16 protein-coding genes are annotated in these 25,673 nt (G+C 65.8%); 7 read left to right on the plus strand and 9 right to left on the minus strand.

Annotation, left to right across the window (positions count from 1 at the left end; translation table 11 throughout):
- Nucleotides 1-5: 5 nt before the first annotated feature.
- A complete protein-coding gene (locus DNJ95_RS07900) occupies nt 6-935 on the plus strand; it encodes an amino acid ABC transporter substrate-binding protein (RefSeq protein WP_131184177.1) in 930 nt (309 codons plus the stop codon).
- A gap of 206 nt (nt 936-1,141) precedes the next feature.
- Entirely contained in the window at nt 1,142-1,456 is a 315-nt protein-coding gene (locus DNJ95_RS07905) for a hypothetical protein (RefSeq protein ID WP_131184178.1), read from the plus strand.
- Nucleotides 1,457-2,079: 623 nt separating this feature from the next.
- On the opposite strand, the gene metE is transcribed toward DNJ95_RS07905, so the two are convergent.
- The 4 genes from metE to DNJ95_RS07925 all read right to left on the minus strand — a co-directional run bounded on the left by metE (nt 2,080) and on the right by DNJ95_RS07925 (nt 7,086).
- Nucleotides 2,080-4,398: a 5-methyltetrahydropteroyltriglutamate--homocysteine S-methyltransferase gene (gene metE / locus DNJ95_RS07910; RefSeq protein WP_131184179.1), complete on the minus strand. Its 2,319-nt coding sequence runs from the start codon at nt 4,396-4,398 to the stop codon at nt 2,080-2,082.
- A gap of 310 nt (nt 4,399-4,708) precedes the next feature.
- Nucleotides 4,709-5,293: a DJ-1/PfpI family protein gene (locus DNJ95_RS07915; protein ID WP_131184180.1), complete on the minus strand. Its 585-nt coding sequence runs from the start codon at nt 5,291-5,293 to the stop codon at nt 4,709-4,711.
- Entirely contained in the window at nt 5,290-6,456 is a 1,167-nt protein-coding gene (locus DNJ95_RS07920; RefSeq protein WP_165491615.1) for a phospholipase D-like domain-containing protein, read from the minus strand. The genes DNJ95_RS07915 and DNJ95_RS07920 overlap by 4 nt, the downstream gene beginning before the upstream one ends.
- Nucleotides 6,457-6,510: 54 nt before the next feature.
- Nucleotides 6,511-7,086, minus strand: coding sequence for a YceI family protein (locus tag DNJ95_RS07925; RefSeq protein ID WP_131184181.1), 576 nt, complete (start codon nt 7,084-7,086; stop codon nt 6,511-6,513).
- Between the two features lie 230 nt (nt 7,087-7,316).
- Here DNJ95_RS07925 and olsB point away from each other — a divergent pair, with 230 nt between their 5' ends.
- Together olsB and DNJ95_RS07935 are read left to right on the plus strand one after the other, a co-directional pair.
- On the plus strand, nt 7,317-8,048 hold the full coding sequence (olsB, locus tag DNJ95_RS07930; protein WP_420824388.1) for an L-ornithine N(alpha)-acyltransferase: 732 nt from the start codon (nt 7,317-7,319) through the stop codon (nt 8,046-8,048).
- Nucleotides 8,048-8,824, plus strand: coding sequence for a lysophospholipid acyltransferase family protein (locus DNJ95_RS07935; protein ID WP_131184183.1), 777 nt, complete (start codon nt 8,048-8,050; stop codon nt 8,822-8,824). Before olsB ends, DNJ95_RS07935 begins: the two co-directional genes overlap by 1 nt.
- Nucleotides 8,825-8,905: 81 nt before the next feature.
- Here DNJ95_RS07935 and DNJ95_RS07940 read toward each other — a convergent pair whose 3' ends face one another.
- The 3 genes from DNJ95_RS07940 to DNJ95_RS07950 all read right to left on the minus strand — a co-directional run bounded on the left by DNJ95_RS07940 (nt 8,906) and on the right by DNJ95_RS07950 (nt 15,046).
- A complete protein-coding gene (locus DNJ95_RS07940; protein WP_131184184.1) occupies nt 8,906-12,586 on the minus strand; it encodes a translocation/assembly module TamB domain-containing protein in 3,681 nt (1,226 codons plus the stop codon).
- Nucleotides 12,583-14,244 carry an autotransporter assembly complex protein TamA gene (locus DNJ95_RS07945; RefSeq protein WP_420824387.1) on the minus strand — a complete coding sequence of 554 codons (1,662 nt, stop codon included), beginning with the start codon at nt 14,242-14,244 and terminating at the stop codon, nt 12,583-12,585. Before DNJ95_RS07945 ends, DNJ95_RS07940 begins: the two co-directional genes overlap by 4 nt.
- Before the next feature lie 187 nt (nt 14,245-14,431).
- Nucleotides 14,432-15,046, minus strand: coding sequence for a GNAT family N-acetyltransferase (locus tag DNJ95_RS07950; RefSeq protein WP_131184186.1), 615 nt, complete (start codon nt 15,044-15,046; stop codon nt 14,432-14,434).
- A 158-nt stretch (nt 15,047-15,204) separates the two neighbouring features.
- Between DNJ95_RS07950 and xthA the strand changes: the two genes are divergently transcribed.
- Nucleotides 15,205-16,020 (plus strand): exodeoxyribonuclease III, encoded by an 816-nt coding sequence (gene xthA, locus DNJ95_RS07955; protein ID WP_131184187.1) that lies wholly within the window; start codon nt 15,205-15,207, stop codon nt 16,018-16,020.
- 279 nt (nt 16,021-16,299) lie between these two features.
- Here the strand turns inward: xthA and DNJ95_RS07960 are convergent, their stop codons facing one another.
- Together DNJ95_RS07960 and DNJ95_RS07965 are read right to left on the minus strand one after the other, a co-directional pair.
- Nucleotides 16,300-18,123 (minus strand): ATP-binding response regulator, encoded by a 1,824-nt coding sequence (locus DNJ95_RS07960; RefSeq protein ID WP_131184188.1) that lies wholly within the window; start codon nt 18,121-18,123, stop codon nt 16,300-16,302.
- Nucleotides 18,120-18,722: a response regulator gene (locus tag DNJ95_RS07965; RefSeq protein WP_131184189.1), complete on the minus strand. Its 603-nt coding sequence runs from the start codon at nt 18,720-18,722 to the stop codon at nt 18,120-18,122. The genes DNJ95_RS07960 and DNJ95_RS07965 overlap by 4 nt, the downstream gene beginning before the upstream one ends.
- Nucleotides 18,723-18,930: 208 nt before the next feature.
- Between DNJ95_RS07965 and DNJ95_RS07970 the strand changes: the two genes are divergently transcribed.
- On the plus strand, nt 18,931-20,652 hold the full coding sequence (locus DNJ95_RS07970) for a ShlB/FhaC/HecB family hemolysin secretion/activation protein (RefSeq protein ID WP_165491612.1): 1,722 nt from the start codon (nt 18,931-18,933) through the stop codon (nt 20,650-20,652).
- A gap of 81 nt (nt 20,653-20,733) precedes the next feature.
- Nucleotides 20,734-25,673, plus strand: a 4,940-nt coding sequence (locus DNJ95_RS07975; protein ID WP_131184191.1) for a GLUG motif-containing protein, incomplete at its 3' end; no start/stop codon positions are given.

A 25,673-nucleotide genomic window follows, 5' to 3' on the forward strand; every position in this document is an offset into this window, starting at 1 on the left:
GGCAGATGACCACGCATCGCCAGGAGCAGAAGAACGGACACCCGCGCGCGCTATTGCTTGGCCTGTTGCTGGCGGCGAGCGGTACCTGGCCGCCGGTGCTCGCCTCCACCCTGGAGCATATTCACGAGACTGGTGTGATCCGCTTCGGCTATGGCGGCCTGCCACCATTCGCCTACCAGGCCGACGGCCAGGTCGTCGGCTACTCGATCGAACTCTGCCAGAGGATCGCCAGGCGCCTGCAGAAACAGCTCGGGCTGGAGCGACTGGCGATCGAGTATGTCCTGCATACAGCCAACAAACGCGTGCAAATGCTCGACAGGGGCGACTACGACATCGATTGCGACACCGCCAGCAATACCAGCGAACGACGCCGCAACGTTGCCTTCTCCCCGGCCATTTTCTACAGCGCAACCCGCTACGCGACCCACGAACGACAGCAGGTCCGCCGGTTCGACGACCTCAAGGGGCGCAGTGTAAGCGTCACCCGCGGCACCGTGAGCATCGGCCAGGTCAACCAGGCCAACCGCCTGCGCCGGCTCAACCTCGCGATCATCCCGAGCGATTCGTACGAGACGGCTTTCGAGCTGCTTGGAACAGGCAGGGTCAGCGCCTTCATCATGGACGACATCATTCTCCAGACCATGATCGCCGGCAGCCCCGAGCCTGAAAAATACAGGGTTTCCGAGGAAACCCTGAGCGCACCGATACCCTACGGTTTCATGATGCGCCTGGACGACCGGGCCTTCGAACTGGTCGTACGCGATGCCCTGCTCGCCGTCCTCGCCGCACCCGACATGACCGATATCTACCAGCGCTGGTTCCAACGCCCCATACCCGGGTTGAACATCAACCTGGGCAGGCCCATGGATGCCCAGCTCATGCGGCATATCGCCAATGCGATCGAGCACGCGGGAATGCCAGGGGACTTGCCATAGGCCGCAAGCTGGAGAGCTGGAGGCATACGAACCTGCCTCCGGCTGGAGAGGAAATGTCCTGGTCAACCCAAGAAGCGGGGCCACTGACTTGCTGCGCAGGTGCCCTGCACGGCTTGGCGGTAGAACGCGCTGTCCGCAACGGGGTCGGATATTGCAGGAGCCTGGACAGGCTGGATATCCAGGCCCGTGGATCACTGGAGACGGACATGAGCACTTTCGCGACGCTGCTGAATCAGTGGGAAACCAGATCCCGAGCCGCACAGGAACGGGTGGAAACCACCCTGACCCTTTACCGGCACGATCTGGTCAAGATCAAGGCTTTCGCCGAGATCTACGGGCTGGATGAACAGACCATCACCGAGGGCCTGCTCCATGCGGCCATCCATGAAGCGGAATCGGCGATCCCCTATATCAAGGGCGAACAGGTCATCCGCACCGAGGAAGGGGATGAAATCTTCGCGGATGTGGGCAAGACCCCCGCCTACGTCGAGGCCGAGCAAAGGATACACACCACCGATTAGTGTCGCGTCAGAGCCTGTGCCCGGATACTTTGATGAGGGCAATCGCCTGGGCGCTCTCCTCCGCCCCAGGCAGGCGTGCCCTCCGGATTGGCAATCAAGTATGTGCTTCATCATAGAGCGCTGGCGGTGTCCTGGTACCCGTGGACTCGCTAACGCTCGAAACCTTCGTTGGCAGGGACGCCGACGAAGAGCGCCCTCCTTATTCATATGGGCGACGGGTTCATGCGTGTTTCATAGCGCGGCTGGCCGGGCTCGCGGCGAATATCGAGGCGACTATGGAAAGGACCGCTGGCGCGGTGCCGAATCATCCGTAGGGTTTTCAGCTTCGCGCTCTTTCCTACAGGCACCGTCGACGTCGATAAGTGACTGTGCGGATGCCCGGTGGCGGGACGGGGCCTTCGCCGCCAGGGATGACGGCGAAGAGCTACAGGGAGGTATTCACGCGCCACCGGGCATCCGCACAGAGGCGATGAGCCCGAGGTCACGCTATACACCCTATAGACGGGCACACGATTGCCAGTTCGGTCGTAACGAGGCGGCACACGATTCCCATGGGGCGAACCCATAACGACATTCGAGCGCAGGCACCTGCGCCAAAGCGCCCGGACATCCTCATGGCCGGATCAGGCCAGCTCTTCGCGCAACTGGCGCGCTGCCGCGACCATGTTGACCAGTGCCGCTTCGGTTTCCGGCCAGCCACGGGTCTTCAGGCCGCAATCCGGGTTCACCCACAGGCGCCCGGCGGGAATGCGCATGGCCGCCTTGCGTAGCAGGTTGGCCATCTCCTCCAGCGATGGTACACGCGGCGAGTGGATATCGTAGACGCCCGGACCGATCTCGTTCGGGTACTCGAAGGCCTCGAAGGCTTCCAGCAGCTCCATGTCCGAACGCGAAGTCTCGATGGTGATCACATCGGCATCCATTGCCGCGATGGATTCGATCACATCGTTGAACTCGCTGTAGCACATATGGGTGTGTATCTGCGTCTCGTCGCGCACGCCGCTGGCGCACAGGCGGAACGCCTCGGTCGCCCAGTCCAGGTAGTGCCGCCATTGCGAGCGGCGCAGCGGCAGGCCCTCGCGGAAGGCCGCCTCGTCGATCTGCACCAGCTTGATGCCGGCGGCCTCCAGGTCGACCACCTCGTCGCGAATCGCCAGCGCCAGTTGCCGTGCCTGCCCCTCGCGGCTGGCATCCTCACGCGGGAAGGACCACATCAGCATGGTCACCGGGCCGGTCAGCATGCCCTTCATCACCTTGCCGGTCAGGCTCTGCGCATACCTGATCCACTCCACGGTCATAGGCCGTGGACGGCTCAGGTCGCCATAGATAACCGCCGGCTTGACGCAACGCGAACCATAGCTCTGTACCCAGCCAAAGCGGGTGAAGGCATAGCCATCCAGTTGCTCGGCGAAATACTCGACCATATCGTTGCGCTCGGCCTCGCCATGCACCAGCACATCCAGGCCCAGGCGCTCCTGGAAACTCACCGCATTGCGGATTTCACTCTGCATCGCTTCGATGTAGGCCGCCTCGGACAACCTGCCCTGCTTGAACGACTGCCGCGCCAGGCGGATCGCCGAAGTCTGTGGGAAGGAACCGATGGTGGTGGTCGGGAACGCCGGCAGTTGCAACAGTGCGCGCTGTTTCTCGATACGCACGGCGAACGGTGCCGGGCGCTGGCTGTCCTGCGGGCGAATGGCGGCGATACGCGCCTGCACCTGCGGCTTGTGGATACGCGGCGAGGCCGCTCGGGCGGCCTGTACGGCACGGCTGGCGGCCAGGGCGTCCTGCACATCGGCGGCCTCGGGTTCGCTCAGGGCGCGGGCCAGGATAGACACCTCGGCACACTTCTGCTGGGCGAATGCCAGCCAGCTCTTGAGTTCGGCGTCCAGCTTGTCTTCACGCTCCAGGTCGACCGGGGAGTGCAGCAGCGAACAGGACGGCGCCACCCACAGGCGCGCGCCCAGCCGTTCATGGGCGTGCTGCAGCACCTGCAACGCTTTCTCCAGATCGCAGCGCCAGACGTTGCGGCCATTGACCAGCCCCAGCGACAGCACCTTGTAGGCCGGCAGGCGATCGAGGATGGTCGGGTACTGCTCGTGGGCGCGCACCAGGTCGATATGCAGGCCGTCGACCGGCAGGTTGGCGGCCAGTCCGAGGTTTTCTTCCAGCCCGCCGAAATAGGTGGCGACCAGCTTCTTCAGCGGTTCGCGCTGCAACAGGTTGTAGGCACGCTCGTAGGCGTTCTTCCATTCCTGCGGCAGGTCCAGCACCAGGATCGGCTCGTCGATCTGCACCCATTCCACGCCCAAACCGGCCAGCCGCTGGAAGATCTGCCCATACAGCGGCAGCAGGCGCTCCAGCAGTTCCAGGCGGTCGAACTCCGTGCCCTTGGCCTTGCCCAGCCACAGGTAGGTCAGCGGGCCGATCAGCACCGGCTTGACCTGGTACCCGAGGGCGATGGCTTCGGCGGTTTCCTCGAACAGTTGCTCCCAGCTCAGTTCGAACTGCTGGTCGGCGGTGAATTCGGGGACCAGGTAGTGGTAGTTGGTGTCGAACCACTTGGTCAGTTCTTGTGCAAGCAAGGGCTGGGCATGGGCAGCGCCGCAGCAACTGTCGCGACGCTCTTTTCCAACGGCACCGCGAGCCATGGCGAACAGGGTATCCAGGGTCGGCTTGCCACTGTGCGGACGGAAACGTTCGGGGATCACGCCGAAGGTCAGCGAGTGGGTCAGCACCTGGTCGTACCAGGCGAAATCGCCCACCGGCAGCAGTTCGATACCGGCATCCTTTTGCACCTGCCAGTGCGTGGCCCGCAGTTCACGGCCCACGGCACTCAGGCCGGCTTCGTCCAGCTCGCCTTTCCAGAAGGCTTCCTGGGCTTTTTTCAGCTCACGGTCACGACCGATGCGGGGAAATCCAAGATTGTGTGCCAGGGCCATGCCCAACTCTCCCATGCGAATGATGCAGGCATTCTGGAGAGCGGAGCCTCATGAGACAAATTCAATATATTCCAGTTGAAAACAAATTCTACTCATAAAGAAAAGAAAAGAAGCTGCAAAAAGCGCGGGGGGCATCTAGTGTCGCGACACGAATCAAATGTCGGTAGGGCGGGTGCGCCATGCGCACCAAGGATAGCGGCACCGATTGTTCAGGTGCGTACGGCACACCCTACGCAAGAGCGCTGTGACATTTGATGTATGACGCGACACCAGGGTTCGTCAAGGCGCTTTTTTTTGCAGCTTGCCGCCCTTACAAACTGATCCTGGCCCCCAGCAGCCTGACGAAGGCTGCCAGCCAGGCGGGATGGGCCGGCCAGGCCGGGGCGGTGACCAGGTTGCCCTGGACATGGGCCTGGTCGACCGCGATATCGACGAACTGCCCGCCCGCCAGGCGCACTTCCGGCGCACAGGCCGGATAGGCACTGCACTCGCGGCCCTTGAGCACGTCTGCCGCCGCCAGCAGTTGCGCACCGTGGCACACGGCGGCGATGGGCTTGCCGGCCTGGTCGAAAGCTCGCACCAGTTCCAGCACCTTGTCGTTCAAGCGCAGGTATTCCGGGGCACGCCCGCCCGGAACCAGCAGGCCGGCATAATCGTCCGCGCGCACCGCCGCGAAATCGAAGTTGAGGGCGAAGTTGTGCCCGGGCTTTTCGCTGTAGGTCTGGTCGCCCTCGAAGTCATGGATCGCGGTGCGCACCTTGTCCCCCGCCGACTTGCCGGGGCATACCGCATGCACGGTATAACCGATGGCCTGCAGGGCCTGGAACGGCACCATCAGTTCATAGTCCTCGACGTAGTCACCGGCCAGTACCAGGATTTTCCGCTCTGTCGTCATGATCGCCCACTCCGGTTGAAAATATTGATCACCAGTTTGTCCAGCATTCCCCACAGGCGCTGGTAGACCCTTGTCAGCAAGGGCCGGGCCCGCCAGGACTGCATATCCACTTCGATGCTCCGGGTGAAATCGCGCTCGAAGCTGGCAGCCACCTGACTGGCCAGCGCAGTGTCGATGGCTTCGAGGTTGGCCTCCAGGTTCCAGCGCAGATTCCAGTGGTCGAAATTGCACGATCCGACACTTACCCAGTCGTCCACCAATACCATCTTCAGGTGCAGGAAGTGTGGCTGATATTCATGAATGCGCACCCCGGCGCGCAACAGCCTCGGATAATAGCGCTGGCCGGCATAACGCACGGGTGGATTGTCGGTATGCCGGCCAGTCAGCAACAGACGCACCTCGACACCTCGCCGGGCCGCCCGGATCAGGGCGCGTCGTACCTTGCCGGTCGGCAGGAAATACGGCGTGGCCAGCCAGATACGCCGCTCGGCGCGATGCAGGTTACGCAGCAGGCTCTGCAGGATGTCCCGATGCTGGCGGGCCGCAGTGTAGGCCACCCGCCCCTGGCCATCCGCGCCCATGGGGGCCACGGGCAAACGCGGCTGGCGCCGGGGCAAGGGTATCTGCCAGATGCGCTTGCGCCTGCTGAAGAGCCATTGCGCATCGAACAGCCTCTGCCAATCGGCCAGCAATGGCCCGCGCATCTCGACCATCGCCTCATGCCATTGCCGTTCCGGCCTTTCCCTGCTCCAGAACTCGTCGGTCAGCCCCGTACCCCCGACATAGCCCAGGGTGCTGTCGATCACCAGCAATTTGCGATGGTCACGGTGCAGATTGTGAAAACGCAGGCGCCATGCCAACGGATTGTAGAGGCGAAGCTGCACGCCCGCCTGCAACAGGCGCTGGCGCGAAACCTGACCGAGCCGCAGGCAGCCGAAGCCATCGAACAGGCAACGCACCCGCACGCCACGGTCTGCCGCGGCGACCAGCGCGTCGATCATGCGACTGGCGCAATCGCTCTCCTCGACCAGGTATATTTCCAGATCGACACTGCAACGCGCCCGATCGACGGCAGCCAGCATCACCGGGAAGAACCCCGGCCCATCCAGCAACAGGCGAAAGGCATTGCCTTCTCGCCAGGGAAAGACTTCTCCAGCTTTTATCAAGCGCTTCTCCACCCGAGCACGACTCCGGAAACCGACGCCGGACACAGGTTCTCAGGGACGCTGCTGGAAATCCAGCACTGCCCATACCGGCACCTCGGATGCGATCGAGGGCAGACCGGCCAGTTCCTGCAGTTTCAGTAATCCACCCTCCAGTTCGAACAACTCGGCCTTGATCAGGATCGGCTCCAGGGTCGCTACCTGCATGCGCTTCTCACCCAGGCGGCTGACCAGCACATCGGCCTTCAGGCGCTGCCGATGACCATGTAGATCCAACTGGAACTCCAGCGTGGTCGCCTGCACCTCGCCGACACGCATCCGCTCCCAGTGCGGCAGGTCCACATTCGCACTCAGTTCGGCATGGGCAAAGCGCGTCACCTCGAACAACAGTTCGCGCATGCGTTCGTCACGCAGGGCCAGGCCGCTATCCAGGTCGGCGAACGGCAAGGTGATGCGCGCGGCGCCCTGCCCGTCGATCACCCCGGCGACATTCCTGAAACGGTGCACATCGGCGATGTTGCCCCGCTTGACCGAAACGAAGCTGACCCGCGACGAGTCCGCCAGGACATGCCAGTCGGCCTGGCACAGGGCGCTCGAACAAACCAGCAGCACAGCCACGATAAAACGCATACATCCTCCTGTGGATAGTGATGAGGGGACAAGGCCGCAAGCTTGTGGCTTGCGGCTTGCCGCTGCCCTTACATAGGTCCGCAATACCATCCAGAGTTCCCGCCACCTCCAGCGACGCAGCAGCCGACGGCGTCATCCAACCATCATGTTTCAGTAACCCGAGTGACACCGGGCAGACCTAATCTGCCCCTGAAAACCCAGCCAGGGCGCACAGGAGACAGAGCATGAACATGATCGCCTTTCCCCGCCGTCTGCAGGCCGAGCGCCTGCAAACCCCACAGGCCCTGCGCGAAGCCCAGGAATTGCGCTACAAGGTCTTCAGCAGCGAATACGATGCCCAGCTCAAGGGCGCCGAACAAGGGCTGGACATCGACGAGTTCGACGAGCACTGCATGCATATCGGCGTGCGCGACCTCGGCAGCGGGCAACTGGTGGCGACCACGCGCCTGCTGGACCGCCAGGCCGCCGGTCGCCTGGGGCGTTTCTACAGTGAGGCGGAATTCGAGCTGCACGGCCTGACCGAACTGAGCGGGCCGGTACTGGAAATCGGCCGTACCTGCGTCGACGCCGAGTACCGCAACGGTGCCACCATCGCCGTACTCTGGGGCGAACTCGCGGAAGTCCTGAACCAGGGCCAGTACCGCTACCTGATGGGCTGCGCCAGCGTCTCCATGCGCGACGGCGGCATCCAGGCCCAGGCGATCATGCAACGCCTGCGCGACCGCTACCTGAGCACAGAACACCTGCACGCCGAGCCGAAGAAACCACTACCCGCCCTCGACCTGCCGGCGAACGTGATCGCCGAACTGCCGCCATTGCTCAAAGCCTATATGCGCCTGGGTGCGAAAATCTGCGGTGAACCCAGTTGGGACACGGAATTCCAGGTGGCCGACATCTTCATCCTGCTCAAGCGCGACGAGCTCTGCCCACGCTATGCCCGGCACTTCAAGGCGGCTGTCTGATGGGGCGCCTGCTGCGCCTCAGGCGCTACAGCGGGCTGCTGACCATCCTCGGCCATGGGCTGCTGACCGCCAGTTGGCTGACCGTCCGCGAGCACTGCGGCCGCCCGCCATCGCTGGCCCGGCGCCAATACCTGACCCGCCAGTTCCTCGAGCGCATCGGCCGGCAACTGCCCTATGAACTGCGCATCGTGGGAGAACCGCCCAGGCAGTCCATGCTCTGGGTCGCCAACCATGTTTCCTGGGTCGATATCGTCATGCTGGGCCGGGTGATGCCACTGTCCTTCCTGTCCAAGGACGATGTTGCCCAGTGGCCGTTGATCGGCTGGCTGGCGCACCATGCCGGCACCTGCTTCATCCGCCGCGGCGCTGGCGAGCACGGCCAGGTCGGGCAGCAGTTGCAGGATTACCTGCGGCGCGAACACCCCCTGCTGATCTTCCCCGAAGGCACCACCAGCGATGGCACTGGCGTACGCACCTTCCATCCGCGCCTGCTGGGCTGTGCCCTGGAAACCGCTACGCCGGTGCAACCCGTTGCCATCCGCTACCGCCGCCACGACCAGGCGGACCCGCTCAGCCCGTTCCTCGGCGATGACGAGTTGACCAGCCACCTGCAACGGCTGCTCGCCAGCGGCCAGGCCAGCGTGGAAATCCACTTCCTGCCGCCGATCCAGCCCCACGGCCTGGACCGCTCGACCCTGGCGCGCCGCGCCCGGGAAAGCATCGCCGCAGTACTGGCCGACGAACAGCCCGCCACCCCGACTGCCCGCTGCGCCTGAGCCTCGCCGAGGGAGCGCCCTTGGACGAGGCTTTCGTGCCCGACGGCGCCCGCTCCTGCTATCCCCCAGCCTGGACGCCGTCTAGAAATCCCGCCGGTAGAACAGGTCCAGGGAGCTGGCCAGGCCACTGGCGGCTTCCAGGAAGATACGCCGGGTCAGGCGGTAGCGCAGGGCGATGGTGTTGGCCGGCTCGAACACGCCGACCCCATAGCGCAGCGACAGCCGCTCGGTGATCTGCCCGCTGGCGACCACGCTGGTGCTGCTGCCGCTGCCTTCGGTATCGAGCATGAAGTCCTCGATTCCCAGTTGCTCCGCCAGGCCGCCGGCGAACGAGGAGCCGCCCATCAGGCCGAGGCCCAGTGCCGCCTGCGCCAGCAGGTTGCTGTCGCCGCTGTCCGCGCCGAGGGCACGCCCCAGCACCAGGTAGGCCAGGGCCTGTTCCTGGCTCATCACCGGCTCGGAGAACACATCGATGCGCGGCTGCTCGGCGCTACCGGAGATACGCAGGCCCGCCACCACATTCTCGGCCTCGATGCGGCGGATCGCCTCGATATCCAGGTACGGCTGCGACAGCAGGCCAGTGAACAGCAAGCGCGCGCGGCGAATCGTCAGGCGCTGGCCATAGGCCCGGTAGCGGCCATTGTTGAGGTTGAGTTCGCCCCTGGCATCGAGGTCGTTGCCGATGTGCAGGTGGCCCGCCAGGTCCGCGGTCAGGCCGAAGCCGGAGAAGCGCAGGCGCTCCCGGCCGACCTCGACGGCGATGTCCATGCGCACCGCCAGGCCGTCATCCCTGGCTTCCTGCTGTTGCCCGACGATCTCTGCATCCTGCGACACTTTTACCGTCGATGGCGGCAACTCACGCACGGTGATGGCGCCACGCGGTACATCGACCTTGCCGCTGATCGCCAGTTGCCGCTCGACCAGGGTGATGCGCAGGTCCGGGCTGACATCGAGCTCGGCATAAGGCTCGACGGCGACCGGCAAGTCGCTGCCACTGACCCGCAGGTCCAGGTCCAGCCCCTCGCGCCAGTCGAGGCTGCCGTTCAGTTGCCCCCGCCCGCGCTCGCCACTGCGCCAGTCGCCTTCCAGTTGCAGGCTTTCACCGTCGATCAGCACGTTGGCCCGCAGGGCCTCGATCGTGACCGGCAGTTCGTTGCCGGCAATTTCGCCACTGCTGAGCACCAGGCGCCCGTTGACCTCCGGTTGCGTCAAAGTGCCGGACAGGCGCCCGGAACCATTGAGCTGCCCCTCCAGCCGATCGACCTGCAGTACGAAGGGACGCGCCACGGCCAGGTCCAGCCCGGTGAGCTGGAAATCGCCTGACAGCGGCTTGAGTTCGCCGCGCGGGTCGATGCTGAGCTGCAACGCCAGCGTGCCCAGGTCGCCGCCATCGAAACGCAGGTTGCCATCGACCTTTTGCGGCGTCAGCCGGCTGTCCAGCGACAGCGTCTGGTAGGGAAAGTCCAGCCATTCGCCCGACTCGCGCAAACGCAATACGCCGGGGCCGGCATCCAGGCTGATGCGACCGTCAGGGCCGGCGCTCGGCAAGTCGAGATGGATATCGGCACTGAGCACGCCCTGCCAGGCAATATCGTCGGGCAAATAGGGTTGCAGGCTCGCCAGTTGGAAATCCCGCAGGCGATAGCGGATCTGTGGTTCGGGCATCAGCCGCTGTTTCTCGGCGCACAGGCTGGCCGGCCCGGACACCCAGCAATGCGCGCCCAGCTCGATACGCCCGTTGCCCAGGCGCGACAAGGCGGCGGGCGCCTGCAAACTCCAGCGCTGGCGCTGGGCATCCAGGTCCAGTCGGGTCAGTTGCCCGTGCCAGTCATCGCCACGCAGACCACCATCGAGCCCCAGCGCCAACTTCAACAGCGGGCCTTGCAACGCTAGTGCCGCCTCATGGCGCTGGCGGGTACCACTGGCGTTCAGCGTCGCCTGCCCCAGTTCGGTCTCGCCAACCCGGATGCCATCGGCCTTGATGCCGAGCCGCGCCCGCTCGCCCGCCCCAAGCAAGGCGTCCAGTTGCAGTTGCCCGACCTTGTTATCCTCGAAGGCCAGGCGTTGCCCGCCAAGGCTCAACTCGCCTTCGGGCGAGCGGGCGCTGCCGGCCAGTTTCAATGCCCCGGACAATTGCCCCGCCAGCCCCGGCCAGAGCTGGCCCAGGTTGCGCAGGTCGAGGTCGAGCTGGCCGGCCAGGCGCTCGGCCCAGCGACCGCTGCCCTGCACACTGTTATCGCCCAGTCGTATCTGTAGCTGCTGCACGGTCCACTGCTCGCCCGCCCCACTCGCCAGCAGTGCCAGGCGCGCCGGACGCCGCCGCAGTTCACCCTGCAGGTCCAGTTCGGCATCCGCCCTCAGCACACCGTCTCGCAAGCCGCCCTGGCTCCTCAACGTGCCAGCCAGCTTGCCGGGCAGCTCGGCGAGCCAATAGGCAGGGTCGAAATCACTCAGGGCCAGGTCCGCCGTCCAGTCGATGGCATCGGCAAAGCCCGCACTCAGGCTGCCAGCGACACGCCCCTGCCCCGCCACCAGCTCCAGTTGCGGCAAGTGGATTTCCTGCAGCGTGCCACTGAATGGACTGACCAGGGTGAAATCACCCGCAGGCCCACCAAGGCTGGCATCGAGGTTGCCCAGGTAGCGGCCATCGTCATACTGGACCTGCGCCTGCAGCCGCCGCAGCGTGACCGGTGGCGCCTGCTCGAGCGGGTACAGGCGCTGCCAGGGGAATTCGTTCCAGTGCAGCGAGGCATTCGCCTGCAAGCCCTCGGCCCAGCCGAAGTCGCCTTCCAGGGCCAGCCGCTGTTTCTCGCCGGCGTCCAGCTCCAGTACCTGCAACTGCGCACCTTGTGCCGTTACCCGCGTCTCCAGGGCCAGGCGGACCACACCGCCCTTGCCCGGCAAGCGTCCCGTGCCCAGCACGATGTAGCCATCCTGCAGATCGCCCCTGGCGGTCAATTCCAGTTCATCCAGGCGCAGCGTATCGGGCAATTCCGGGCTGGCCTTGAAATCCCGCACCTGCAACCGGAAGCTGCCCGGCAGATGCTCATGCAAGGGTTGCAGGCTGCCATTCAACTCGGCCGCCAGGTAGCCCTCGCTGCTGAGCGCGAGCACCAGGTCTTCCCGCACGCTACCGGACACATCGAACGTCACCTGCCAGGGCCGCGCATCCGGCGCCGGCAGGCTGGCCTGCCCGGTCAACGCCAGGGGCCAGTCGCCTTGCGGGTGCAAAGTGCCCGAGAGCTCGGCCTGCAAGCCCTCGCGTATCACCCGCAGGGCAGCGATCTGCACGCCCGGCTCCCGCCAGTCGGCTTCGAGATAGACACTGCGCAGCAATTCGTCGCCATTCAGGTTCAGCGGGCCGATATCGACACGTGAAAGCTGGATAGCCACTGGCAGGCGGATATCCGGCAGTTCGAAAGGCTCGTCGCTGGCCGGCTCCGTCGAGGGCGGGAAGACCAGTTCGACCCTGGCCGCGCTCAGTTCATCGATGCACAGGCGCAGGCGCAGCAGGCAGGACGGCGACCACTGCAAACGCGGCGCCTGCACCCGGACCTGCTGCCCGCCATGCTGCCATTGCAGGCTCTGCGCCTGCCAGCGCCCGCCCAGGCGCCCGTCGAAGCCCTCGACCTGCAGGCCCGGCACCCAACCCAGCAGCCAGCGGCTCCCGGTCTCGCTGGCCAGCAGGCTGGCGATCGCCAGCACGACGACCAGCAGCATGGCGGGCAGCACCGCCAGCCCGATGCGGACGCTTCGCCTCATAGTTCAGGCCCCATGGAAAAGTGCAGGCGTACGCCACCATCGCCATCGAGCGGGTGCGCCAGGTCGATACGGATCGGCCCTACCGGGGAAACCCAGCGCAGGCCAAGCCCCACGGCGCTCTTGAGCGATGGGAAATCCAGCGAATTGAACGAATTGCCCTGGTCGACAAAGGTCGCCAGGCGCCAGCGTTCGGCGATCGAATACTGGTATTCCACGCTCATGGCGAACTGGTAACGGCCACCGATGCGGTCGCCATCGGAGTTGGTCGGCGAGAGGCTCTGGTAGTCGTAGCCCCGCACGCTCTGGTCGCCACCGGCGAAATAGCGCAGCGAGGGCGGTACCTTGGTGTAGCCATCGGTCAGGTTGCCGCCCAGTTGCACACGACCGAGAAAGCGATGAGTGCGCGCCAGGGTGGTCAGGCCCTTGAGTGTGGCGTTGCCATGGATCAGGTTGGCATCCGACAACACGCCTTCCTTGGCCGCCGACAGTTCGAACTGCAGGCGATAGCCCCGGCTCGGGTCCAGGCGGTTGTCACTGCGCAGATAGCTGTAGCTGACCCCAGGCATCAGCAAGGTGCTCAGCCCGGAGTCGTCGCCCAGGCGATACTCCTCATGCTGCCACTTCAGCGACAGCACACGTTGCCAGCCACTCGGCAGTTCCCGGTGCCACTCCGGGCCCAGGGTCAGCAGCCGGCTGAGGCTGTCGGTATTGGCCAGTTCCTCGTACTGGTAGCCGGCGACATAGCGCATCTTGTTGCTCAAGGGCGGGTCGAGCGGTACTTCGTACCAGAGCCCGACGTTCTGCCTTGGCGCCGACAGCTCGGTTTGCACGCCATAACTGTGGCCTTGCGGATTGACCCAGTGGCGGGTCCAGTCGAAACGGACGCGCGGCCCCACGTCGGTCGAAAAGCCCAGGCCGAGCCCCAGGGTGCGAGGTTTGCGGGTGGTCAGCAGCACATCCACGGGAATACGCTGCTGCTCGGCGCGCTCCGGATTGGCATCGACCCGTACGCCGTCGAAATAGCCACTGGACTGCAGCGCCTGGTTCAGCTCGGCGATCAGTTCGGAATCATAGGGTGTGTCGGCCTTGAACGGCACCATGCGTGCCAGCAGGCCTTCGTCGAAGGGGAAATCGCCCTGGAAAGCCACATCGCCAAGCCGGTAACGCCTGCCGCTGTCGAAGATCAGTTCTATATCGGCGACCCCTTCATCAGGGTCGACCAGCAAGCGCTGGCGAGTGAAACGGCCATCGAAGAAACCATGCCTGGAGGCCTGGTTGAGGAACTGCTGCTTGGCATCCTCGTAACGTCCGTGATCGAGCACGTCGCCTTCCTTCAGAAGGCCGCGCGGCACACGGAAGGCCGCCAGGTCGGCGGCTTCGCCATCCAGCCCGAGCACCACGCCGCGCAGGCGCACCGGCTCGCCGGGAACCACCTTCAGCAGCAGGCGCGGCGTCTCGCCGCCAATCACTTCGCTGTTCACCTGGCCTTTGTAGTAACCCAGCGCCTGCATGGCCTTTTCCGCCTGCTGCAGGGCGATCCGGCTGTAACGCAGCAACTCCCGCTCATCGCGATCGCCCAGTTCACCGACATAATTCTCGATGTTCTGTCGCAATGCGCGATTGCCCGGCTTGACCTCGACATCCAGTTCAGCGGCCATCGCCCAGGTTCCTGTCAGCGACAGCAAAAGGCCCAGGCAGGCGCCGTAGCATTTGAATTCTTTCATGGCTGCGAATGCTAGGGGTTGTTGATGTTCAGCCGCAAGCGACCATGCGGACGACATCCGCGTATAAGTCTGCCTTGCACGTTATTACCCGCGGCCATGCCGACATACTTCGCCAGTGTCTTCATTCCCGCGTGGCGGCATGGAAGAACACATGCTCGAGCACCGGGCCGATGGCGATCTGCCCCAGCTCCTCGTAACCCTGCTCACGGAAATAGTCCAGATAGTGTGGATTGCCGGTATCGATGACCAGGCCCTGTGACTGTTTATCCTCCACACACCATTCATGCACCGCCTGCAGCAATTGCTCGCCATACTGCTGCCCCTGATATTGCGGATGCACGCCGATCAGCGGCAGCACATGGAAAGGCCCCGGAGGAAGCGATGCCAGCAAGGTTCGCTGATAGTCGATATAGCGCCGGGTGCTGCCAAGGCCGGCGTACAGCAGCATGCGCAGGCGCCACAGCCAGCTTTCAGTGATCGCCAGGCGCCGCTGGGGTGGCGCGATCAGCGCGACAGCGATCAACCGGTCCTCCAGCAACAGGCCGATGGCGGGCTGCTGCTGGGCGAAATGCTGGCTGACCAGGGCGCGCACGGTGGCCCGCAGGCGCCGCTCGTAACCGGGGCGGGCGGACTCGAACAGATAGGCGAACGTCGGTTCGTACAGATAGGCCTGGTACAGCAGCGAACGGGCCTCACGGGCATGGGCGGAGTCGAGTATGCGGACGGCGGCGGACATTGTCGTTCATTCCTTAAGTGACACCATGGGATCATGGTATCAGCGGCGCTGGCCCGTGCCTGGCGCTCCCTGGAAGTTCAGAACCGTCCACGGCGCCGAGGTTCCCTCCATCCGCCCGGCCTGACTAAAATGACGCGTCCACATTGAAAGGCCTGACCATGAAACTCGTTTCCTTCAACATCAACGGCTTGCGTGCAAGGCCGCATCAACTGGCCGCACTGATCGAAAAACACCAGCCCGATGTCATCGGGCTGCAGGAAACCAAGGTTTCCGACGAGCAATTCCCCCGGGCCGAGGTCGAGGCGCTGGGCTATCACGTCCACTATCACGGGCAGAAAGGACACTACGGTGTCGCCCTGCTATCACGCCAGGCGCCACTGGAAATCCACAAGGGCTTTCCCGGCGACGGTGAAGATGCGCAGAAACGCTTTATCTGGGGCCGTTTCGCCGATGCCCGGGGCAACCCCGTGGTGGTGATGAACGGCTATTTCCCACAGGGCGAAAGCCGCGATCATCCGGTCAAGTTCCCGGCCAAGAACCGCTTCTATGCCGATCTGCAAGCGCTGCTGGAAGAGCGCTTCACCCCCGGGGACGCGCTGGCCATCATGGGCGACTTCAATATCTCGCCCCAGGATTGCGACATCGGTATCGGTGAGGCCAACGCCAAGCGCTGGCTGCGTACCGGCAAGTGCAGCTTCCTGCCGGAGGAGCGCGAGTGGCTGGAACGGCTCAAGAGCTGGGGCCTGCAGGACAGCTTCCGGGCCCTGTACCCCGAAGTGGATGACCGTTTCAGTTGGTTCGACTACCGCAGCCGCGGCTTCGAGGACGAACCCCGCCGTGGCCTGCGCATCGACCTGATCCTCACCACCGACCCATTGCAGGCGCGCACCCGGGCCAGCGGCGTGGACTATGAAATCCGCGCCATGGAGAAACCCTCCGACCATTGCCCGGTCTGGCTGGAACTGCAGCCCTGACCGCTCGGCCAGGGTCCGTTGACGTTTCGGCGTGAGCGCGCTGGCGCCTGTTTTCACACGAGGCAAGGCGCGAGATGCGAAGTTTGCTCAGCGCAGCCTGCGCCAGGGCGCATGTCGATATCTGATGTGCCCCCCTGGAGGCAGCCATAAGCCCGAAGCCGCTGCCGGGTGCCCCGGCGGCGCACTCTCACCCGCAACACACGGTGGATTCCGCTGCCAGCTTATGGCTTCCAGCTACCCCTACTCGCCAGCCGCACGGCGAAAGACGGGCGGCGCCAGTCAGTATGCGCCGAGCAGTTCCAGCAGCGCCTGGCGCAGTTGCTCCGCGGCCAGCGGCTTATGCAGCAGCGGGATGCCGCTGGCTTCGGCCTCGCGCAAGCGCTCGGGCGCGGTGTCGCCCGTGACCAGTAGCGCGGGGATATCGTTGCCGTAATGCGCCCTCAGCATACCGATGACCTCGGCACCGGTCTGCCGCTCGCGCAAGCGGTAATCGCAGATGACGGCCTGCGGCGGCAGCCTCCAGTCCAGCGAAAAGACCTCGTCGAGGGATTCCACCGCGCGGCAGTCGCAGCCCCAGTTGCTCAGCAAGTGGCGCATGGCCAGGCGCACGGACTCGTCATCGTCGACGACCAGCACCCGCTTGCCCTCCAGGCTGGTATCGCGCAGGGCCTGGAGCGGCGGGTTTTCCAGTCCACCGGCCGGTAGCGCATCCTGCGCCAGTGGCACTTCGACACGGAATACGCTGCCACGCCCCAGGCGCGAGACGAGGGACAGGCGATGGCCCATGGAGCGCGCCAGGCCTTCGGCGATCGCCAGCCCCAGGCCCAGCCCCTTGCGCCGGTCCCGCTCCGGATTGCCCAACTGGTGGAACTCGCGGAACACCTCGCGCCGCTGTTCCGGCGCGATACCGATACCGGTATCGAAGATTTCTATGACGACCTGCCGGCCACGGCAACGACACGCCACCAGTATCCCGCCCTGCTCCGTATAGCGAATGGCATTGGAAATCAGGTTGCGCAGCACCAGCTCCAACAGGGTCGGATCGGAAATGACGACGTGCCGGGTTTCCCGGGAGCGGTAGATCAACGCCTTGGCATCCGCCTGCGGCGCGAGCTCCTGCTCCAGTTTGTAAAACAGCGACTGCAACGCGAACGGCATGGGCTTGGGGCGCACCACGCCGGCCTCGATGCGGGAAAAATCCAGCAGCGTGTTCAACATGTCCGCCGAGGCCACGCCGGCCGCCCTGGCATTCTCGAGGCCCTGACGCTGAACATCGTCCAGGCGGCTGTAGGAGAGCGCCTCGAGGAACAGGCCCAGGGCATGGATCGGCTGGCGCAGGTCGTGGCTGGCCGCCGCGAGGAAACGCGACTTGGCCTGGTTGGCCCGCTCGGCTTCTTCGCGGGCGGCGCTGGCCAGGGCCTTCTCGGTCTCCAGTCGCGCGATCAGGTCGAGGTTCTCGAAACGCAGCTTGATCGAGTTGCTCAGGCCACGGCCGATGATCCGCGCCTGGCCGTACTGACCGACCACATACAGCAGGCAGCAGATCCCCATGGCCTGATAGAGCAGCCCGTCCATCACCAGGAAGCGAATCGCAGCCAGCAACAGCATCGGCAGCATCAGCCCCAGGTAGAGCCGGATGATCGGCGACAGCAGCGACACGGCATTGCTGCTGATGGCCGCCATCAATGCCAGGAGCAGGGCCGTCGCGGCGGCTGGGGTGCTTTCCTGCAGCACCAGCCAGCAGAAAACGCCCCAGGCCACGCCTTCGTAGATCTTGCCGACCAGCAGGAACCGCACGATCCGCGGCATATCGGCATGCTCGAAACCAAGCCGAAGCGTGCGCCTGGTGTACCAGACCAGTAGCCCACGGCCGACCATGAACGCCAGGTACCAGATGCCCAGGCCAAGCGAATCGATGGTCGCCTCCCGCACATCCACCTCACGGCTCGACTCGGCCGAGATGGCGACCTGCACTTCGCCATTGGAGAAATAGAACACCACCACCAGCAGGGTGGCCAGCACCGTGCCCACCAGCAACGAGTGCGCAATGCCATCGAGCACCAGCCGCAGCCGTTCGGCGTAAACCCGCTGGTCGTCGCTCAACGAATCAGCCCCAGCCGGCGTGCGGCGAACACCGCTTCCGAGCGGCTGGAAACCTGCAGCGCCGCCAGCATGGCCTGTACGTGCCCGCGTACCGTGTGTTCCGACAGGTTCAGGCGCCTGCCGATCATCTTGTTCGACAAGCCCTGGCACAGCAGATCCAGCACCTCGCACTGGCGCGGGGTAAGCCTCGGCCGAGGGGAAATGGCGACACTCCTGGGCGCTGGGGCGCCGTCATCGGCCAACAGCTCGCGGATCTGCTGCAGCATGCGCTCGGGTCGCTCGGTCTTGGAAATGAACGCCAGGGCGCCGCGCTCGACGGCTTCGCTAACCACCTCGGACAGGTCGAACGCCGAGACCATCACCACCTTGGCCACCGGCCACTTGCGCCGCAACGACTCGATTCCCTCCAGCCCGCTGACGCCCTGTAACTGCACATCCAGCAGCACCAGGCACGGCTCGATGTCGGCGAGGCGCAACGCCTGTTCCAGCGAACCGGCCTGGAAAATCTCCACGCACTCCAGACTGGCCTGCAGCACCATGGCGATCCCGGAGCGGAACAGGGCGTGGTCGTCGATAAGCAGTATGGGCGTGGTCTTCATCGGCCTATGAAAGCGCTTCCGCTACCGCCGCACAAGCCCCGCCAGCCAGTCCATATGGACTATGGGAAAACCACGCGCGCCGACTTATGGTTCGCCTCACTCGCCCATGCGCCGCGAACAGCAATGCCTCCGCATGCCAGCGAAAGCCTCTTATCCCACAACGCCCCTGCACGGCCGCCAGTGCCGCGTATGGCAACCTGGAACGGCCATGCCCAACAATCGCCACCCTGGCGGCGCCAGCAGCCGCTGGATCTCCGCGTTCGCCTCCGCCGTGCTCTGCTCCACGGCCTACGCCCAGATCGCCCCGGACGCCGGGCAGATCCAGCGCCAGATCGAGCAGGAACTGCGCACGCCCGATATCCAGCAGCCGCCAAAGGCCGTGGCCCCCGAGACGGTGGTGGATACCTCCGGGCCCCAGGTCGTCATCCGCCGAATCGAGCTGGAGGGCGCCAGCCTGATTCCCCACGACCAACTGATCCGCCAGTTCGAGCCCTACCTGAACCGCCCCATCAGCCTGGGCGAACTGCAAGCCGCCGCCCAGACCCTGGTCGGCGTGTACCGCGAGCGCGGCTGGTTCGTCCGCGTCCAGTTGCCCGAACAGGATGTCAGCGACGGCACCCTGCGGGTTCGCGTGATCGAGGGGCACTTCGGCCGCATCGACCTGCAACCGGGCGACAGCCGCGCCAATGCCGAGTTCGTCGCCAACACCGTCGGGCGGCATCTGGAGGCCGGCCAGCCCTATTCGCTCGCGGCCCTCGAACGCGGCCTGCTGCTGGCCAACGACCTGCCCGGCGTGCGCGCCGACGGCACCCTGCGCGCTGGCCAGGCGCAAGGCACCAGCGACCTGGCCCTGCGCGTGAGCGACACGCCACTGATCAGCGGCGCGCTCGGCGCCAGCAACTACGGCAACCGCTTCACCGGGCGCGGCCAGGGCTTCGCCAGCCTGGCGCTGAACGGCCCCAGCGGCTACGGCGATCGCCTGCAATTGAGCGGCCTGCTCGCCGAGCACCTCGACTACCTCGGCGCCGACTACAGCCTGCCGCTGGGCCATGACGGCCTGCGCGCCAGGCTCGGCTACAGCCAGGTGCACTATCGCCTCGGCAAGGACTTCGCCATTCTCGACAGCAAGGGCGAGACCCGCACTGTCCGCGCCGGCCTGGACTATCCCCTGCTGCGCAGCAGCCAGCACAACCTGTGGCTCGGCCTGGAACAGGCCCAGGCCCGCCAGGAAGATGAAACCCTGGGCATCACCCTGCGTGAGCGCCGCCTGGCCACCACCACCCTGGAACTGCGTGGCGATGCCCGCGACGCCTGGGGTGGCGGTGGCCTGAACAGCGGCCGCCTGGCCCTCAGCGGTGGCCGCGCCGACCTGCGCCTGGCCGCCGACCGCGCGCAGGACGCTGGCGGCGCCGGCATCGACGGCGACTTCGCCCACCTGCGCCTCGACCTGCGCCGCGACCAGGTGCTCGCCCCGTCGCTGTACCTGCGCGGTCGGTTCAGCAGCCAGTTGGCCTTCGACAACCTCGACTCCTCCCAGCAGTTCAGCCTCGGCGGCCCCTACGGCGTACGCGGCTACCCGGTCAACGAGGCCAGCGGCGACAGCGGTGCCCTGCTGCAACTGGAACTGCACAGCCTGCTGCCCTGGGCCGGCATCCCCGGCCTGGACGGCTACGCCTTCCTCGATGGCGGCGTGATCCGCCAGCGCCACACCACCTGGCAGGGCTGGGATACCGCCGACAGCGGTCGCAACAGCTACGCGCTCTACGCCGCAGGCCTGGGCCTGTCCTGGAGCCACCCCAGGGGTTTCGCCATCAACGGCGTGCTGGCGACCCCCCTGGGCAACAACCCCGGCAGCGGCGAAAGCGACCACGACCAGGACGGCACCCGCAGCGGCCCACGCGCCTGGCTGAGCCTCAGCCAGGCGTTCTAGACCAACGACCGGCGGCCTGACTCGCCCTTGATCCCATGCCGGTTCACCGGCACCGAATCCCTCGCAGGGAGGTACACCGACATGTGGCACCACGGCAGCATCAACCGCGCTTATCGACTGGTCTTCAACCGCGCCCGGGGCACCTGGGCCGTGGCCCCGGAAACCGCCCGGGGCCAGGGCAAGGCCGCGGCGGCCGTGGGCGGCGCTACCGTCACGGGGCAGTTCGCCTTCTCTGCGCGCCGGCTGCGCCTGGCGATACTCGCCGGCCTCGGCCTGCTCGCCCTGCCCTCGTCGGGCTTCGCCCTCGACGCCGGCGCCCTGCCCAGCGGTGGCAAGGTCATTGCCGGCCAGGCCGATATCGGCCAGAGCGGCACCAGCCTCACGGTGAACCAGGGCTCCGACCGCGCCATTATCGACTGGCAGTCCTTCGATATCGGTAAAGACGCCAGCGTGCGCTTCAACCAGCCCGGCGCCCATGCCGCAGCGCTCAACCGGGTCACCGGCGGCAGCCGCTCGCAGATCCTGGGCAACCTCTCGGCCAATGGCCAGGTGTACCTGGTCAATGGCGCCGGCGTGCTGTTCGGCCAGAGCGCACAGGTCGACGTCGGCGGGATCGTCGCCTCGACCCTGGCCATCAGCAACGAGGATTTCCTCGCCGGCAAGGATCGCTTCACCCTGACCGAGAACAGCACCGGCGAGGTGATCAACCAGGGCAGCATCACCGCCACCAACGGCACCGTGGCCCTGCTCGGCACCTCCGTGAGCAATACCGGCAGCATCCAGGCCGATGGCGGCAATGCCATTCTCGCCGCCGGCCGGGAAATCACCTTCGCCGCCGGCGCCGACGGCCACCTGCAGATCGCCGTGGACGCCTCCGAGCTGCAACTGGCGGTGCACAACGGCGGCGCCATCGTCGCCGACGGCGGGCAGATCGTGCTCAACGCCCAGGGCGCCAATGCCCTGGCCTCGGCGGTGGTCAGCAACAGCGGCACCCTGCAGGCGCGAACCGTGGCCGAGCGCGAAGGCAGGGTCCTGTTGCTGGCCGACCTGGACAAGGGCGGCAGGGCCGAAGTGGCCGGCACCCTGGATGCCAGCGCGCCCGCCGCTTCCAACCCCAAGGGCGGCAACGGCGGCTTCGTCGAGACCAGCGCGGCCAAGGTCGGCATCGCCGCCGATACCCGCGTCAGCACCAAAGCCGAGCAGGGCCAGACCGGCACCTGGCTGATCGACCCCACCGACTTCACCGTCTCCGCCGGCAGCGCGACGAAGACCGACAGCGGCATCGGCGCCGAGACCCTCAACGCCAACCTGGCCAACACCAGTGTCACCCTGCAGACGGTGGCGACCGGCAGCGAAGCCGGCGATATCCACGTCAATGCCGCCGTGACCTGGAGCGCCGACACCACCCTCACCCTCAACGCCCACGGCGACATCAATATCAACGCCGCCATCACCGCCACCGGCGACAGCGCCGGGCTGGTGCTCAACCATGGCGGCTACGCCCAGGACAGCACGGTCGCCAGCGGCAGCGACTACAACATCGGCGCGCCGGTCACGCTCTCGGGCAGCAATGCGAGCCTGAGCATCAACGGCGAGGCCTACACGCTGATCCACAGCATGACGCAGTTGGACGCCATCGACAGCACCGGCCTGGGCGGGCGCTATGCCCTGGCGCAGGATCTGGATGCCAGCGGCACCACTTACGGCCAGGCAGTGGTGGGCAGCACCTTCACCGGCATTTTCGCCGGGCTGGGGCACAGCATCAGCGACCTGACCATCGAATCGGCCCATGGCTATCTCGGCCTGTTCGGGAGTACCGGCACCGACGCGCTGATCCGCGACATCGGCCTGCTGGGTGGCAGCGTGACGGGCACGGGTACCGGCTACAACCACCTCGGCGGGCTCGTCGGCTACAACTACGGCGGCACCATCAGCAACGCCTATGCCACCGGCAGCGTGACCGGCACCGGCACGTACAACTACCTCGGCGGGCTCGTCGGCCTCAACTACTACAACGGCACCATCACCAACGCCTATGCCACCGGCAGCGTGACCGGCACCGGCACCGGCACGTACAACTACCTCGGCGGGCTCGTCGGCTACAACTACAACGGCACCATCAGCAACGCCTACGCCACCGGCAGCGTGACCGGCACCGGCACGTACAACCGCCTCGGCGGGCTCGTCGGCTACAACAACAACGGCACCATCAGCAACGCCTACGCCACCGGCAGCGTCAACGGCACCGGCACGTACAACCGCCTCGGCGGGCTCGTCGGCTACAACAACGGCACCATCAGCAACGCCTACGCCGCCGGCAGCGTCTCCGGCAGCGGCACGTACAACACCCTCGGCGGGCTCGTCGGCTACAACGACGACGGCACGATCAGTAACGCCCACTGGGACAGCGGCTCCACCGGCCAGGCCCAGGCCGTAGGCACCGGGACAAGCGCCACCAACACCACCGATATCGCCGCCAACCGCTACGCCCATACCGCCTACGCCAGCTTCGGCACCTGGAGCGAAGACGCCCCCGGCGTCTGGGTCGCCCGCGATGCCGATGGCGCGCCGCAGTGGGTGATGCTCGAAGGTTCGACCCGGCCCTTTCTCTACAGCGAATACAGCACCAGCATCGGCAATGCCCACCAGTTGCAACTGATGGCCCTGGATCTGACGGCGACCTACACCCTGGCCGCCGACATCGACGCCAGCGCGACCGATGGCAGCAACGCCAGCGGTATGTGGAGCACGGGCGGCTTCGATCCCATCGGCGACGCCAGCAATGCCTTCACCGGCAGCCTGGACGGCCAGGGCCACGTGGTCTTCGAGCTGAGCATCAACCGCGCAAGCGAAAGCTACGTCGGGCTGATCGGCCATGCCGGCAGCGGCAGCAGCATCCGCGATATCGGGCTGACGGATGCCGAGGTGAACGGGGGCGACTACGTCGGCGTGCTGGTGGGCTCCAACAGCGGCAGCATCGGCAACGCCTGGAGCAGCGGCAGCGTATCGTCCGGCGGCAGCAACATCGGCGGCCTGGCGGGCTCCAACCAGGCCAGCGGCAGCATCGACGAGGCCTCTTCCGCAGCCGAGGTATCGGGCGCCAACGTAACCGGCGGCCTGGTCGGGCAGAACCACGGCAGCATCACCGGTTCCCATGCCAGCGGCAGCGTCACGGCCACGACTGACAACATCGGCGGGCTGGTCGGCTGGAGCGGCGGCAGCATCGACAACGCCCATGCCAGCGGCAGTGTGACTGGCCGCAACAACGTCGGCGGGCTGGTCGGCGGCAACTCCGGCAGCATCGATGACGCCTATGCCACTGGCAGCGTCAACGGCACCGGCACGTACAACTACCTCGGCGGGCTCGTCGGCTACAACAGCGACGGCACGATCAGCAACGCCTACGCCACCGGCAGCGTCTCCGGCAGCGGCACGTACAGCTCCCTCTACCTCGGCGGGCTCGTCGGCTACAACTACGGCGGCACGATCAGCAACGCCTACGCCACCGGCAGCGTCTCCGGCAGCGGCACCAGCACAACCAACTACCTCGGCGGGCTCGTCGGCTACAACTACGGCGGCACCATCAGCAATGCCTATGCCACCGGCAGCGTGACCGGCACCGGCGCAAACAACTACCTCGGCGGGCTCGTCGGCATCAACGTAGGCAACATCAGCAACGCCTACGCCACCGGCAGCGTCAACGGCACTGGCACTGGCACGAACAACCGCCTCGGCGGGCTCGTCGGCAACAACGTAGGCACCATCACCAACGCCTACGCCACCGGCAGCGTCAATAGCACCGGCACCGGCACGTACAACCACCTCGGCGGGCTCGTCGGCTACAACAACAACGGCACCATCACCAACGCCTACGCCACCGGCAGCATGACCGGCACCGGCGCAAACAACTACCTCGGCGGGCTCGTCGGCTACAACTACAGTGGCACCATCAGCAACGCCTATGCCACCGGCAGCATGACCGGCAGCGGTACAAACAACATCCTCGGCGGGCTCGTCGGCTACAACGGCGGCACGATCAGCGATGCCTTCTACGCCACCACCGATGCCGATGACAATGCCATCAACAGCGGCTCCGGCTACAACGCCCTGGGCACCGCCAAGACCCTGGCCGAATTGCAAGACCTGTCCACCTTCGCCGCCTGGGGCAGCGACATCGACGCCCAAGGCGGCAGCGGCAGCGTCTGGCGTATCTACGATGGTTATACCACCCCGCTGCTGCGCAGCTTCCTGACCCAGGTGACGGTGAACGCCGACCTGTCCGCTGCCGGCAAGACCTACGATGGCGACCTCGCCAGCGGCGGCGCGAACTACGCCACCGACCTGTCCGGCGCCAACCTCGACGGCAGCCTGAGCTACGCCACCCACTCGAAGAATGCCGGCACCTACAGCACTGTCGATGGCAACCTGATCTTCGACGGCCTGTACTCCGGCCAGCAGGGCTACGACATCCGTTATGCGAACGCCGAGTTGGCCATCGACAAGGCTGACCTCACCGTCACTGGCCTTTCCGCCAACAACAAAACCTATGACGGCACCGCTGCCGCTGCCCTGACAGGCACCGCCAGCGTCACGGCCATCGGCACCGACGTGATCGTCGTTGCGGGTACAGGCACCGGCACCTTCAACGACAAGAACGCTGGCACCGACAAAACCGTAACCGTCACGGGCTACACCCTGAGCGGCACCGATGCCGACAACTACAACCTGCTCCAGCCCACCGGGCTGACAGCTACCATCAACAAGGCCCAGGCCACCGTCACCGCCAACAGCGCCACCCGCACCTACAACGGCCAGCAACAGAGCGTAACGGGCTTTACCGCCAGCGGCCTGGTCAACGGCGAGAGCGAAAGCGTGCTCGCCGGCGTGACCACCGGCGGCGGCAGCGGCACCAACGCCGGCAGCTACCTGCTGACCGCCAGCGGCAGCGATGGCAACTACGCGCTGACCTTCGTCGAGGGCGTGCTGACCATCGACAAGGCGGCCCTGACCGTTACCGCCAA

It is taken from the genome of Stutzerimonas kirkiae, assembly GCF_004327335.1.
Taxonomy (GTDB): Bacteria; Pseudomonadota; Gammaproteobacteria; order Pseudomonadales; family Pseudomonadaceae; genus Stutzerimonas; species Stutzerimonas kirkiae.

Excerpts from the sequence above, each read along its gene's own strand:
- DNJ95_RS07925 (WP_131184181.1), bottom strand. The coding sequence starts at position 7,086 with ATGCGTTTTATCGTGGCTGTGCTGCTGGTTTGTTCGAGCGCCCTGTGC.
- DNJ95_RS07945 (WP_420824387.1), bottom strand. The coding sequence starts at position 14,244 with ATGGCCGCTGAACTGGATGTCGAGGTCAAGCCGGGCAATCGCGCATTG.
- DNJ95_RS07935 (WP_131184183.1), top strand. The coding sequence starts at position 8,048 with ATGGGGCGCCTGCTGCGCCTCAGGCGCTACAGCGGGCTGCTGACCATC.
- DNJ95_RS07950 (WP_131184186.1), bottom strand. The coding sequence starts at position 15,046 with ATGTCCGCCGCCGTCCGCATACTCGACTCCGCCCATGCCCGTGAGGCC.
- DNJ95_RS07940 (WP_131184184.1), bottom strand. The coding sequence starts at position 12,586 with ATGAGGCGAAGCGTCCGCATCGGGCTGGCGGTGCTGCCCGCCATGCTG.
- DNJ95_RS07905 (WP_131184178.1), top strand. The coding sequence starts at position 1,142 with ATGAGCACTTTCGCGACGCTGCTGAATCAGTGGGAAACCAGATCCCGA.
- metE (WP_131184179.1), bottom strand. The coding sequence starts at position 4,398 with ATGGCCCTGGCACACAATCTTGGATTTCCCCGCATCGGTCGTGACCGT.
- DNJ95_RS07915 (WP_131184180.1), bottom strand. The coding sequence starts at position 5,293 with ATGACGACAGAGCGGAAAATCCTGGTACTGGCCGGTGACTACGTCGAG.
- DNJ95_RS07900 (WP_131184177.1), top strand. The coding sequence starts at position 6 with ATGACCACGCATCGCCAGGAGCAGAAGAACGGACACCCGCGCGCGCTA.
- DNJ95_RS07970 (WP_165491612.1), top strand. The coding sequence starts at position 18,931 with ATGCCCAACAATCGCCACCCTGGCGGCGCCAGCAGCCGCTGGATCTCC.
- xthA (WP_131184187.1), top strand. The coding sequence starts at position 15,205 with ATGAAACTCGTTTCCTTCAACATCAACGGCTTGCGTGCAAGGCCGCAT.
- DNJ95_RS07965 (WP_131184189.1), bottom strand. The coding sequence starts at position 18,722 with ATGAAGACCACGCCCATACTGCTTATCGACGACCACGCCCTGTTCCGC.
- olsB (WP_420824388.1), top strand. The coding sequence starts at position 7,317 with ATGATCGCCTTTCCCCGCCGTCTGCAGGCCGAGCGCCTGCAAACCCCA.